At 73.3% G+C, this 12,895-nt stretch carries 10 protein-coding genes; 1 reads left to right on the top strand and 9 read right to left on the bottom strand.

The features are described from left to right. Positions 1–275: 275 nt before the first annotated feature. Positions 276–635 carry a VOC family protein gene (locus V6U88_RS27180; protein WP_334457274.1) on the bottom strand — a complete coding sequence of 120 codons (360 nt, stop codon included), beginning with the start codon at positions 633–635 and terminating at the stop codon, positions 276–278. A 160-nt stretch (positions 636–795) separates the two neighbouring features. Between V6U88_RS27180 and V6U88_RS27185 the strand changes: the two genes are divergently transcribed. Further along, on the top strand, positions 796–3,657 hold the full coding sequence (locus tag V6U88_RS27185; protein ID WP_334457276.1) for an aconitate hydratase: 2,862 nt from the start codon (positions 796–798) through the stop codon (positions 3,655–3,657). Positions 3,658–3,733: 76 nt separating this feature from the next. On the opposite strand, the gene V6U88_RS27190 is transcribed toward V6U88_RS27185, so the two are convergent. The 8 genes from V6U88_RS27190 to V6U88_RS27225 form a co-directional block, all read right to left on the bottom strand. Further along, entirely contained in the window at positions 3,734–4,336 is a 603-nt protein-coding gene (locus tag V6U88_RS27190) for a GTP-binding protein (RefSeq protein ID WP_334457278.1), read from the bottom strand. Beyond that, positions 4,317–4,700, bottom strand: coding sequence for a DUF742 domain-containing protein (locus V6U88_RS27195; RefSeq protein ID WP_334457280.1), 384 nt, complete (start codon positions 4,698–4,700; stop codon positions 4,317–4,319). The genes V6U88_RS27190 and V6U88_RS27195 overlap by 20 nt, the downstream gene beginning before the upstream one ends. A 5-nt stretch (positions 4,701–4,705) precedes the next feature. Then, entirely contained in the window at positions 4,706–5,128 is a 423-nt protein-coding gene (locus V6U88_RS27200; protein WP_088961283.1) for a roadblock/LC7 domain-containing protein, read from the bottom strand. 86 nt (positions 5,129–5,214) lie between these two features. Continuing rightward, positions 5,215–7,719: a sensor histidine kinase gene (locus V6U88_RS27205; protein WP_334457283.1), complete on the bottom strand. Its 2,505-nt coding sequence runs from the start codon at positions 7,717–7,719 to the stop codon at positions 5,215–5,217. 91 nt (positions 7,720–7,810) lie between these two features. After that, a complete protein-coding gene (locus V6U88_RS27210; protein WP_334457286.1) occupies positions 7,811–9,424 on the bottom strand; it encodes a prenyltransferase/squalene oxidase repeat-containing protein in 1,614 nt (537 codons plus the stop codon). Beyond that, positions 9,421–10,323 (bottom strand): terpene synthase family protein, encoded by a 903-nt coding sequence (locus V6U88_RS27215; RefSeq protein WP_334457288.1) that lies wholly within the window; start codon positions 10,321–10,323, stop codon positions 9,421–9,423. Before V6U88_RS27215 ends, V6U88_RS27210 begins: the two co-directional genes overlap by 4 nt. Positions 10,324–10,328: 5 nt before the next feature. Further along, positions 10,329–11,711 carry a cytochrome P450 gene (locus V6U88_RS27220; RefSeq protein ID WP_334457289.1) on the bottom strand — a complete coding sequence of 461 codons (1,383 nt, stop codon included), beginning with the start codon at positions 11,709–11,711 and terminating at the stop codon, positions 10,329–10,331. Positions 11,712–11,893: 182 nt separating this feature from the next. Next, a complete protein-coding gene (locus tag V6U88_RS27225; protein ID WP_334457291.1) occupies positions 11,894–12,814 on the bottom strand; it encodes a GNAT family N-acetyltransferase in 921 nt (306 codons plus the stop codon). Positions 12,815–12,895 lie beyond the last annotated feature (81 nt).

A 12,895-nucleotide genomic window follows, 5' to 3' on the forward strand; every position in this document is an offset into this window, starting at 1 on the left:
CTTCGTCGTCTCTGCCGGAAGCGGCGGGTCAGCCGTCGCGGCCCGTCCCCGACCGGCTCGGCCGGCTCCGACGCGGGCTGCTGGTCCAGGTGCCGGGCCCGGCGGCGCAACCACCAGGTGCTGCCCAGCCAGCGAGCACCGCGAGGACCAGGGCCAGGAGATGTCCTTGGCTCGGCCCGGGCGAGCTGCGCGGGCCCGAGGTGTCGGGGAAAACGCCGGCCCAGCCGGGCCAGCAGCGGACGCCCGCCGCGCCGGCCGACGGCGTACCCGACGGATCAGCCGGTGACGGGCGCGACGAACTCCAGGCGGTTGCCGTGCGGGTCCGCGGTGTGGAACCGCCGCATCCCCGGCAGTTCGTCGTCGCCCCAGGTGACGGGGTGTCCGGCGGCGACCAGCCGGGCGGCGAGGTCGTCCAGGTCGGGACGGAGCAGCGCCGGGTGCGCCTTGCGGGCGGGGCGGAAGTCGTCCTCGACGCCGAGGTGCAGCTCTGCGCCGTACCCGGTGAACCAGCAACCACCGCGGGCGGCGAGGTGCGGCGGTTTCGGCTTCTCGGCCAGGCCGAGCAGGCCGGCGTAGAAGGCTCGGGAGGCCTCCTCCGAGCCGCGTGGGCAGGCGAGCAGGACGTGATGGATCATGGTGGCACCTCCTCGTCCCGAACCCTGGCACGAGGTTGCACTAATAGCAAGACGGACGTACGGTTTTGTTGACGACGAGAATCGGCGGTAAGTGTCACCTAACCTGGGCGGCGCTCCGACCGGTGCGACAGACTGCTCAGGACTACTCACGGTCGCTGGTGTGAAGGAGTACGACGTGGCGAGCCTCGACACCTTCGGTGCGAAGACCCAGCTACGCGTCGGAGACGCGAGCTACGAGATTTTCAGGATTGACAAGGTGGAGGGCCACGACCGGCTGCCCTACAGCTTGAAGGTCCTGCTGGAGAACCTGCTGCGGACCGAGGACGGCGCGAACATCACCGCCGACCACATCCGCCAGCTCGGCGGCTGGGACCCCACCGCCGACCCCAGCGTGGAGATCCAGTTCACCCCGGCGCGGGTGCTGATGCAGGACTTCACCGGCGTGCCCTGCGTCGTGGACCTGGCCACCATGCGGGAGGCCGTCCGCGACCTCGGGGGCGACGCCAGCAAGGTCAACCCGCTCGCCCCGGCCGAGCTGGTCATCGACCACTCCGTCATCGCCGACCTGTTCGGCCGCGAGGACGCCTTCGCCCGCAACGTCGAGCTGGAGTACGAGCGCAACAAGGAGCGCTACCAGTTCCTGCGCTGGGGCCAGACCGCGTTCAACGAGTTCAAGGTCGTCCCGCCGGGCACCGGCATCGTGCACCAGGTCAACATCGAGTACCTGGCCCGCACGATCATGGAGCGCAACGGCCAGGCGTACCCGGACACCGTGGTCGGTACCGACTCGCACACCACGATGGTCAACGGCCTGGGCGTGCTGGGCTGGGGCGTCGGCGGCATCGAGGCCGAGGCCGCGATGCTGGGCCAGCCGGTCAGCATGCTGATCCCGCGCGTCGTCGGCTTCAAGCTGCACGGCGAGATGCCGGCCGGCACCACCGCCACCGACCTCGTGCTCACCATCACCGAGATGCTGCGCAAGCACGGCGTGGTCGGCAAGTTCGTCGAGTTCTACGGCCCCGGCGTGAGCGCCGTGCCGCTGGCCAACCGGGCCACCATCGGCAACATGTCCCCGGAGTACGGCTCCACCGTCGCGATCTTCCCGATCGACGCCGAGACCGTCCGCTACCTGGAGCTGACCGGCCGCGACCCGCAGCAGGTCGCGCTCGTCGAGGCGTACGCCAAGGAGCAGGGCCTCTGGCACGACCCGGAGCGCGAGCCGGAGTACTCCGAGCGGCTGGAGCTCGACCTGAGCACCATCGAGCCGTCCCTGGCCGGCCCGAAGCGCCCGCAGGACCGGGTGCCGCTGGGCAGCGCCAAGACGCTGTTCCGCTCCGCCCTCACCGACTACGTCGCCGAGGGCGACCTCGGTGGCGAGAAGGAGAAGGACGTCAAGCCGGGCGTGCCGCGCGAGCGGCTGCCGCGGGGCGTGGCCGGCCCGGCCGACGAGGCCAGCGCCGAGTCGTTCCCGGCCAGCGACCCGCCCGCCAACGACTACAGCGACCCGAACGACGAGCCGCGCGACCTGGAGACCGCCGCGGTGGGCTCCGGCGGCCGGGCCAGCAACCCGATCCGGGTCACCGCCGAGGACGGCGTCGAGTACGAGCTGGACCACGGCGCCGTGGTGATCGCCGCCATCACCTCCTGCACCAACACCTCCAACCCGCAGGTGATGATCGGTGCCGCGCTGCTCGCCCGCAACGCGGTCGACAAGGGCCTGGCCCGCAAGCCGTGGGTCAAGACCACCCTGGCCCCGGGCTCCAAGGTCGTCATGGACTACTACGACCGCGCCGGCCTCACGCCGTACCTGGACAAGCTCGGCTTCAACCTGGTCGGCTACGGCTGCACCACCTGCATCGGCAACTCCGGCCCGCTGCCGGAGGAGGTCTCCGCCGCGGTCAACGAGGGCGACCTCGCCGTCGTCTCGGTGCTCTCCGGCAACCGGAACTTCGAGGGCCGGATCAACCCGGACGTCAAGATGAACTACCTGGCGTCCCCGCCGCTGGTGGTCGCGTACGCGCTCGCCGGCACGATGGACATCGACCTCGCCAACGAGCCGCTCGGCGAGGACAGCGAGGGCAACCCGGTCTTCCTGCGCGACATCTGGCCGAACAGCGCCGAGATCCAGGACGTCATCGCGCAGGCGATCGGCGCCACCGGCTTCAGCGCCGCGTACGCCGACGTCTTCGCCGGCGACGAGCGCTGGCAGTCGCTGCCCACGCCGACCGGTGACACCTTCGCCTGGGCGGACGACTCCACCTACGTCCGCAAGCCCCCGTACTTCGAGGGAATGCAGCGGGAGCCGAAGGCCGTCGTCGACATCGCCGGCGCGCGGGTGCTGGCCAAGCTGGGTGACTCGGTGACCACCGACCACATCTCCCCGGCCGGCTCGATCAAGGCCGACTCCCCCGCCGGCAAGTACCTCGCCGAGAACGGCGTGCCGCGCCACGAGTTCAACTCGTACGGCTCGCGCCGGGGCAACCACGAGGTGATGATCCGGGGCACCTTCGCCAACATCCGGCTGCGCAACCAGCTCGTCCCGGGCGTCGAGGGCGGCTTCACGGTCAACCACCTGACCGGCGAGCAGACCTCGATCTACGACGCTTCCATGGCCTACCAGGAGGCCGGCGTCCCGCTGGTCATCCTGGCCGGCAAGGAGTACGGCTCCGGCTCGTCGCGCGACTGGGCGGCCAAGGGCACCATGCTGCTCGGCGTCCGGGCGGTCATCGCCGAGTCGTACGAGCGGATCCACCGCTCGAACCTGATCGGCATGGGCGTGCTGCCGCTGCAGTTCCCGGTCGACGTGACGGCGGAGTCGCTCGGCCTCACCGGCACGGAGACCTTCTCCATCACCGGCGTGACCGCGCTGAACGACGGCGACACCCCGCGCACGGTGAAGGTCACCACCGACACCGGCGTGGAGTTCGACGCCGTGGTCCGGATCGACACCCCGGGCGAGGCGGACTACTACCGGCACGGCGGCATCCTGCAGTACGTGCTGCGCCGGATGATCGCCAACTGACGTAGCACCGACGACAGGGCCCCTTCCCGCGCTCGCGGGGAGGGGCCCTGTCGTGTCGCTGCGGTTGCCGGTGCGGTCAGTCCGCCCGGCGCCGGGCGTCGCGGGTCTTCATCGCGTGCTCCAGGAGGGTGACCAGCACGTCCCGGCTGGACTCCCGCTGCCGGGCGTCGCAGAGCAGCACCGGCACACCCGGGTCCAGGTTCAGCGCCGCCTGCACCTCGTCCAGCTGGTAGCGCCGGGAGTCCTCGAAGCAGTTCACCGCCACCACGAACGGCGTGCCCCGCTCCTCGAAGTAGTCGATCGAGGGGAAGCAGTCGGCCAGCCGGCGGGTGTCGGCCAGCACCACCGCCCCGATCGCGCCCAGGGCGAGCTCGTCCCAGACGAACCAGAACCGGTCCTGACCGGGGGTGCCGAAGAGGTAGAGCACCAGATCGTCGCTGATCGTGATCCGGCCGAAGTCCATCGCCACCGTGGTGGTGGTCTTGTCCTCCACGCCCGCCAGATCGTCGACCCCGATGCCCGTCTCGGTCAGCACCTCCTCGGTGCGCAACGGCTTGGTCTCGCTCACCGCGCCGACCATGGTCGTCTTGCCCGCGCCGAACCCTCCCGCGATCAGGATCTTGATCGCGGTGGGCAGCAGCGGCGCGCCGGCCGGCCGCTCAGAGTGCCCGTAGTCCATTGATCACCGCCTCGAAGACGCTTTCGTCAGGTAGGCCGGCGCTGCCGCGCGGCGGCCGCACCACCACCAGTTCACGGGCCATCAGATCGCCCAGGAGGACCCGGACGGTCCCCACCGGCAGGTCCAGATGGGCGGCGACCTCCGCCACGGACTGCATCCGCTGGCAGAGCGCGACGATCGCCAGGTGTTCCGGGCCCAACCCGGAGTCCGAGCCGGCGTCCGCGCGGGTCGCCGTCACCAGGGAGATCAGGTCGAACGTGCCGGTGACCGGGCGGGCCCGGCCGCGGGTGACCGCGTACGGCCGGACCACCGGTCCGGCGTGGTCGTCCACCCACCTGTCCTCGGAACCGCCCCCGACCGTCATCGCCGCTACTTCCCGCCGGCCGGCTGGTCGAGCCCTCGGGTGGGCGACGCGACGAACTTGCCGACCCGGGTCACCAGCATCGCCATCTCGTACGCGATCAGTCCGACGTCGGCGTCCTCGGCGGCGAGCACCGCCAGGCAGGCGTTGCGCCCGGCCGCCGTGACGAACAGGAACGACGACTGCATCTCGATGATGGTCTGCTGGACCTGCCCGCCGCCGAACCGCTTGCCCGCACCCCGGGCCAGGCTCTGGATCCCGGCCGCCATGGCCGCCAGGTGCTCACCGTCGTCCCGGCTCAGCCCCCGCGACGAGGCCATCAGCAGGCCGTCGGAGGAGAGCGCCACGGCGTGTTCGGCCTGCTTCACCCGACCGACCAGATCGTCCAGCAGCCACGTCAGGTCGGCACTCGAAGCCGTCTTCTGCCCCACTCGTCGTCCTCTTCTCCCCCGGCTGGTGTCGCCGTACGTCGGTGTTGCCGTGCCTCGTCGCGCGGTCGCTTCTCCTCGCGCCGCCGTCAGGTCGCCTGACCGTCCCCGTTCTCCGGCCCGTTGCCGGCCCGCGCCCCGGTGGCGGCGCCTCCCAGCAGGCGGGCGGCATCGGTCCGGCCGCGCCGGGTGCCCGTCTGGTAGGAGCTCATCATCCTGCGCACCTGCTCCGGCGGGCGCGTGGCGTGCCCCTCGGAGTCGTCGTCCGCCGCCTGCTCGCCGCGCAGCTCCGGCACGATGTTGGTTTGCCGTACCCGCACCGGTAGGCCGGAGTCGGTGACCCGGGCGGCCGTGCCGGCCGGCGTCTGCTCGTCGGTGGCCGCGTCCGGCACGGCCGCGTCGACCGGCGCCGGGACGGCCGCGGGCCGCTCCGGCGCGGCCGGCCGGGCCACCGTGGTCGGCAGGCCGGTCGGCACGGTGGGGCCGGTCAGGGCACCCTGCCCCGGCCTGGTCCGGGACCGGGTGGGTAGCCCCGACGCGGTCGGCGACGGCGCGGTCCCGGCCCGGACCGGCGGCGGAGTGTCCACCGGCTCGCCGTCCGCGGCGGTGTCCCTGTCGGCCGCCGGTGCCCCTGCCGTTGGCGCGCCCTCGCCGGCGGCGACCGGCGGGACCGACCCGGTGCCGACCGGGAAGCCGCCGGAGGTGTTCGCGTCCTGGCCGGTCTGCACCAGGTCGAGGGGGATCAGCACGACGGCCGTGGTGCCGCCGTACGCGGACTCCTTGAGCTGCACCTTCACCCCGTGCCGCTCGGTCAGCCGGCTGACCACGTACAGACCGAGCCGGGAGGCGTTGGCCAGGTTCAGCTCGGAGCGGTCCACGATGCGGTGGTTGGCGGCGGCCAGGTCCTCCTCGGTCATGCCGAGGCCCCGGTCCTCGATTTCGATGGCGAAACCGTTGGCCACCAGCTGCCCCCGCACCTCCACGGAGGTGTGCGGCGGCGAGAAGGTGAGCCCGTTCTCGATCAGCTCGGCCAGCAGGTGGATGACGTCGCCGACCGCCCGGCCGGCGAGCGACACGGAGCCCAGCGGCAGCACGTTGACCCGGGTGTAGTCCTCGACCTCGGCGACCGCGCCGCGCACCACGTCCACCATGGGCACGTTTCGCCGCCAGGCACGACCCGGGGTCGAGCCGGAGAGCACGATCAGGTTCTCGGCGTTGCGCCGCATCCGGGTGGCCAGGTGGTCCACCCGGAACAGGTCCTCCAGCTCCGCGGCGTCGTGCTCCCGACGCTCCATCGCGTCGAGGAGGGTGAGCTGACGGTGGACCAGCGCCTGGGTGCGCCGGGCCAGGCTGAGGAACACCTCGCGGACGTTGCGGCGCAGCTCGGCCTGCTCCACCGCGGTCCGCACGGCGGTCTCCTGCACCACGTTGAAGGCCTTGCCCACCTGGCCGATCTCGTCGTCGCCGAACTCCAGCGGTGGCGCCTCCTTGGCCACGTCGACCTGCTCGCCGTGACCGAGCCGCTCCACCACCCCGGGCAGTCGCTCGTTGGCCAGCCGGAAGGCGGCCTCGCGCAGCCGTTCCAGCTGACGGACCAGGGCACGGGCGGTGGTGATCGAGACGATCACTGAAGCGATGACGGCGATCAGGCCCAGGCCGGCGGCGAGCACCATCCGGATGATCACCCAGATCGCCACCGGGGTGGCCCGGTCGACCAACGCGTCGCCGCTGGCCAGCACCGCGGCTTCCTGCTCCTGCAACGCCGGGGCGATGGCGGCCTGCCAGTCGTCCGCCTCGACGGGCAGCGGCGCGTTGGGGCGGCCGTCGCGGACCAGCCGGTCCTCCAGGGTGCGCAGCCGGGTGAAGGACTGCCCCTCGGTCATCCGCACGTAGCGTTCGCGGTCAGCGTCGGGCAGCTCGGCCAGCGCGTCGGCGGCCAGGAACCGCTGCGCGCCGACCAGGTGGGCGAACTGGGCGTACTCCCGGTCGTTGATCCGGCCGGCGGCGGCCACCCCGGCGAAGAGCGCGTCCTCCTGGGACATCAGCTCACGCACCCGGACCAGCTGGGTGAGCGTGGCGGTGTCCTTGGCGATCTGCTCGTCGTCCAGTTTGCCCAGTGAGGCGTACACCCGGAACAGCGAGTCGAGGACCCCGGTGTACGCGTCGGCGGCGCCGGCCCGGTCGACGGACCGGGCGGCCACCGCGTCCCGCACCGGGCCCAGGGCGTCCAGCCGGGTGACCACCTCGTCGATCCGCGCCACCAGCTCATCGCTGGAGGCGAGCCGGGCCCGCGAGCTGCGGGCCGCCTCGGCGAACTCCGCGGCGCTTTCCTCGCTGCGCCGACGCTGCTCACGCAGCTGCTGCGCCTGCTCCTGGCTGGGCCGGCCGAGGTAGGCCACCGACATCCGGCGTTCCTGCTGCAGCTCGGTGCGCAGCGACTCGCTCGGCTCGGCGACCTGCGCGTCGAGCGTCTGCACGCCGAGTACGTTGAGACCGTCGCGCAGGGTCACCCAGGCCGCGAAGGCCCAGAGTGCGGCCAGCGAGACCAGCAGGGCCACAACCTTGGTGCGCAGACTTGCACTGCGGGAACCCATCACACCCGTCCCTCGCCGGTCCTGATTCACGTTTCGGATTGGCCGAAAAGCGCGACGCCGACCCCGGCGCACGCTAGCAGTGTCCGGAAGTTCACTCAAGCAGTGCAGACCTGATGGCCGTTGGGGTATGGACCCCAGCGCGCAGCCGATCGCCGGCCACCTGGCACGCGGCGGCCACGGCGGCCCGGACGATCTGTCCAGGATGGTACAGATCTTTGTCGTGCCACAGTGGATGGTGGTCGCGCTCACCGTCCAGCTGGGACAATCGCCCGGCCGCCGCGGCCACGGCCGCATCGACCGAGGGCGAGGGCCGCCCCGCCAGGAGCACGAGCAGGCCGTACGCGGTCTCCTCCGCCGTACCGGCCCACCGCCCCCAGGAGCGGTCGGGTCGCTGGCTGTCCAGCACCCAGGCGACCGCCCGCTCCACGGCCGGACGGGCCGACGGACCGCCGTGGTCGCGCAGGGCGAGCACCGCGCAGCAGGTGGCGTAGTAGGGCGAGGCGTGCCACCGGTCGGACCACCGGCCGTCGGCGTGCTGCCGGTCGAGCAGCCAGCCGGTGAGCCGGCGCACCACCGCCGCCGCCCGGGGACCGCCGTCGGCGAGCTGGTGGCCCAGCGCCTCCAGCACGTGGGCGTTGGTGGTCACCGACGCGCCGTTCTCCCCCTGCCAGGTGCAGAAGTGCTCCCCGGTGTCGTACCCGGCCAGGCACGCCGGGTCGGCCGGCCGGCCCAGCCGCGCCAGCGCGTACAGGGTGACCGCGGTGGTGTCCGCGTCGGTGGGCAGGCCCGGCCCGGTGGCCGCGCCGGCCGGGCCGAGCGCGGCCCGCAGCTCGGCGAGGATCCCGGCCGGCACCGCCAGTGGCACGCCGACCCGGGCCAGGGTGGCGAGCACCCAGGAGCGTTCGAAGACGGTGATCGGGGTGGCGCAGGGCACCGGGCCTTCGTGCTCGGCGGTCGCCCGGCGCAGGTAGTCCGCGGTGGCCGGTGTGCTGTCGTCGGGGTGACCGAGCCAGGCGGCGGTGGCGGCCGGGGAGGCGCCGACCGCGCCCGACGCGGTGGGGGTCACGCTGGGCAGCCGCCGCGCCGCCGGGCCGAGGACCTCCAGGGCGTGCAGCAGCTTCGGCGGCATCGGACGGCCGGACCGGGCGAGCCGGCGTACCCGGTCGAGGCGCTGCGAGTCCATGCCGGCCGGCAGGGGCGGCGGGCCGGCGGCGCGCCACTCGGCGAGCGCCGCCGGCGGATCGGCCAGCCGGTCGCCGATCCACTCGACCAGCGCGGGGACGATCAGGTCCGCGGCCGGCAGGTCTGGCACGGGGTACGTCGCCGGGCCGGCCACCCGGTCGTACAGCAGGCGCAGCGCGCGGTCGACGGCGTTGCGCACGCCGTCGCAGGACCAGCCGACGGGGACGTCCCGCGCCAGCGCGGCGAGCAGCCCCTCGACGGCGCTCAGGGTGGGCACCAGCGCGTAGCCCTCCGGCCCGCCCCAACCGCCGTCCGGGCGCTGCCCCGCCAGCAGGAAGCGGATCCGTTCGGCATGCTGCGGCAGCCATGGCGCCAGGGAGACCAGCCGGCCCGTCTCGTACGGCGACGCGGACGTACGGCCGGCCGGCCGGACGGTCAGCCCGGCGACCAGCTCGCCCGCCGCGACCGCGGACCCGGGATCCTCCGGCGGTGCGGCGTCCCGGGCCAGCGCCTCCGTGCTCACGCCACCCCCCAGAAGTCGGTGGACCGGTAGAAGCCGCTGGTGTAGCCGAGCTGCCGGGTGAGGTAGGCCGCCTCCCGCGGTCGATCGGTACGCAGCTCGTCGAGGAGTTCGGTCGCCCGCGCGACCAGGCCGGTCAGCTCCCGCTCGACGACGACCCGGTCGTCGACCAGCATGATCGCGTTGAGATCGCCCCAGCGCAGGTCCCGCTCGTAGGTGGCCAGGTCGTTGACCAGCCGCAGGGCGCGTTGCACCGCGTCGCTGGCGGCGACCAGCCGCTCGAACCGGTCGGGCACTTCCGTGCCGCCGACCGAGATCCAGTGCGCCACGTTCACCACGGTGCAGGCCAGGTTGTCGGCGTTGGCCAGGTAGTCGGCGAGCGACGGCAGCGGCAGCACTCCGTCGCGGCCGGCCGCCCTCCAGTGCCACTCCCGCCGCATCGCCTCCAGCGTCCGGCGCACCGCCTCCCGCCACCCCCCGCCCAGCGTGCCGAAGGTCGGCGCGGCCGCCAGGTCTGCGCGGAGGCCGGCGAGGAACCGGCCCAGCGGGTCGTCCGCCGCCGCCGGCGCCCCGGCGGCGACCGCGAGCTGCTGTTGCACCAGCCGGTCGACTTCGGCGGCGGAGCTGGCCAGGTGGTCCACCTGCCAGTCCAGCGCGAACCCCCAGAGCACCGCCCGGTTGGTGAGCCGCAGCTCGGCGGCGTCGCACCAGGGGGCGCTGAACGCGATGGCCAGGGCGATGCTGCTGGTCAGGGTCGCGTCGAAGGGTCCGGCGGCGAAGAGGTCCGGATGGGCGGCCAGGCAGCGTTGCAGATCCCGCTGGCCCTGTGCGGCGAGGGCGGAGATCCGTCCGTGCTCGGCGGCCGCCCGCAGCTCGTCCGTGGCCGGTACGACAGGCGCCACCACGGTCAGGCCAGGGCCGGTTGCCGGTGCGGGGTGAGCATCAGCGGCACCCGCTCCCGGGGGCGCAGCGACGCGGCGAGCTGCGGGTTGGGCATCCCCGGCTCGCAGAGCCGGTACCGGAACCGGCTGAACAGGGTCGCCACGATCAGCGGCGCCTCCAGCTGGAAGAGGTACTGGCCGATGCACTGATGGGCGCCGCCGCCGAACGGGTAGTAGGCGTACCGGTGGGCGCGGCGGGGCGCGTCGGGGGCGAAGCGTTCCGGGTCGAACACCTCGGGTCGGTCCCAGTACCGGGCCAGCCGCTGGGTGACGTACGGGCTGAGGACGATGGTCCCGCCGGCGGAGATTCTGGTGCCGCCGATGACGTCGTCGGCGATCGCGGTGCGCGGCACCAGCCAGCCGGACGGGTACGCGCGGACCAGCTCGTCGAGCACCATCCGGGTGTAGCGCAGCTCGCCGAGCTGCTCGCGGCTGACCACGTCACCGGGGCCGACCACCCGGTCGATCTCCTCGTAGAGCCGGCCGGCGATCTCCGGCAGCTGCTCCAGCAGCGGGAAGAGCCAGGTGAGCACCACGTAGGTGGTCTCGGTGGTGGTGGCGAAGATGGACACCAGGTCGTCACGGACCCGCTGCTCGTCCAGCTTGCGACCGTCGGAGTCGCGGGCCCGGGCCAGCGCCGCGAGGATGTCGTCGCCGCCGTCGGAACGGGCGCGCTCGGCGCGGACCAGCGGCAGCAGTATGTCGTCGATGTTCCGCACGGCGCGACGGAACGCCCGGTCGCCGGGCATCGGCACGGCGTCGGGCAGGAACGGGGCGAGCAGCCGGAACCGCAGCGCGGTCGCCACGGTGTCCTGCTCGGCGACCACTCGCACGCCGTCGGCGACGGGGATCTTGTCGCCGAAGAAGACCCGGATGACCGCCTGGCAGATGATCCGGGAGATCTCGGTGGCGGCGTCGACCGGCGCGCCGGCCCGCGCCGGGCCGGCCAGTTCGTCGACCGCCTCGCTGATCGCCCGGCTCAGGTCGTCCACCGCCGTGTCGATCCGCTTGGCGGTGAAGTGCGGCTGGAGCCGCCGGCGGCTCGCCTCCCACTGCGGACCCTCGGACAGGATGCCGTCGCCGGCCAGCTTGCGCACGGACTTCCACATCATGCTGTCGCCGGCGCGGGTGTAGTTGGCGGCGTTGTCGCGCAGCACGTGCTGCACGTGCGCCGGCTCGGTGACCAGGTACGGCCGGATGGTGCCGAGGTTCAGTCGGACGACCTGCCCGGGTGCGGCGTCGGCGAGACCGACCAGGGTGGCCAGCGGGTCCCGGAGCAGCCCGGGCAGTGTGCGGCGCAGCGGGGCGACGTGCGGTTTGCGGGGTACCGGGGCGGTCGGCTCAGTCATGGCTCACCTGCACGGGTCCTCCTCCGGCGACGCGGCCGCCTTGCGCTGCGTACTTCCGTGGTCATCGCGCGTGACGGTTCCGGTGAGCATGTCACCGACGAGAAGGCTTTTCCAGATTTTGCGTCCGGAGGAATTCTCACAGTCAACGAATTCCGTCCATGGTGCACCGTCGCGTGGGGACCTCAGCCCGACAGATCGCGCAGGTAGCGCCACTCGGCGGCGACCGGTCGGTAGCCCAGCCGGCGGTTGAGCGTGAGCATGGCCACGTTGCCGGCGTCGTTACTGGTGTACGCGTACCGCAGCCCCGCCGCGCGGGCCCGGCTCAGCGAGCGCTGCTTGACCGCCCGGGCCAGCCCCCGGCCCCGGTGTTCGCGCCGGGTGCCGGTCATCCCCGACCGGTAGCGGTCCCGCCGGTCGGTGAGGGCGAAGCCGAACGCGAGCACCTCCCCGTCCCGCACCGCCACCGTAGTCAGGTCCCGGTCCAGGTCGGGGCGCTCCCAGTAGGCGCTTCGCCAGTCGGCGTAGCTGATCTCGTCCATCGTCACCTCGCCCGGCTCATCGCGGGAGGCGTCGAGGTCCGCCAGGTAGAGCGGGTACGGATCGGACAGGTCGGCCGCGGCCAGCAGCCGCACCCCGGCCGGCAGCGCCGCCGCCGCGGACAGGTCCGCCTGGGCCAGGTCCAGCAGCAGGAACTCCGCCCGCCGCCCGCGCCGGTAGCCGCGCCGCTCGGCGAAGCCGGTGCTGGCCGGGTCGTCGGCCACCTTCGCGTACGCGGCCACGGCCCCCAACGCGGCGAGCCGCCGCTCGGCGGCGACCAGCAGGGCGGTGCCCGCGCCGCCGCCGCGCCGCCGCGGGTGCACGGTGAGGTTGGCGAAGCCCAGCCCCGGATCGGCGCTCTCGTGCAGCAGCCCGGTCAGCGCCGCGCCCACCACTCCGTCGGCGGTCGCGGCGACCAGCACCCCGAACCGTTCCGCCGCGGGCCCGCCGGTGAGGCGCCAGCCCAGCCACTCCTCGGTGATCATCTGGTGCGGCACGGCGGCGGCCAGCATCTCGACGACCGCCGGCACGTCGGCGGGTCGCAGCGGGCGTACGACAGAGGTCATGGTGGGGCAACCTACCCCGGCGCGGCGGAGCCCGGGGGGTGCGAATCCGGGCGCGCCGGGGCACCCTGTGCCAGGCTCAGG

Origin of the sequence: Micromonospora sp. CPCC 205739, from assembly GCF_036906795.1 — a bacterium.
GTDB lineage: Bacteria > Actinomycetota > Actinomycetes > Mycobacteriales > Micromonosporaceae > Micromonospora.

Excerpts from the sequence above, each read along its gene's own strand:
- V6U88_RS27220 (WP_334457289.1), bottom strand. The coding sequence starts at position 11,711 with ATGACTGAGCCGACCGCCCCGGTACCCCGCAAACCGCACGTCGCCCCG.
- V6U88_RS27195 (WP_334457280.1), bottom strand. The coding sequence starts at position 4,700 with ATGACGGTCGGGGGCGGTTCCGAGGACAGGTGGGTGGACGACCACGCC.
- V6U88_RS27190 (WP_334457278.1), bottom strand. The coding sequence starts at position 4,336 with ATGGACTACGGGCACTCTGAGCGGCCGGCCGGCGCGCCGCTGCTGCCC.
- V6U88_RS27205 (WP_334457283.1), bottom strand. The coding sequence starts at position 7,719 with ATGGGTTCCCGCAGTGCAAGTCTGCGCACCAAGGTTGTGGCCCTGCTG.
- V6U88_RS27180 (WP_334457274.1), bottom strand. The coding sequence starts at position 635 with ATGATCCATCACGTCCTGCTCGCCTGCCCACGCGGCTCGGAGGAGGCC.
- V6U88_RS27225 (WP_334457291.1), bottom strand. The coding sequence starts at position 12,814 with ATGACCTCTGTCGTACGCCCGCTGCGACCCGCCGACGTGCCGGCGGTC.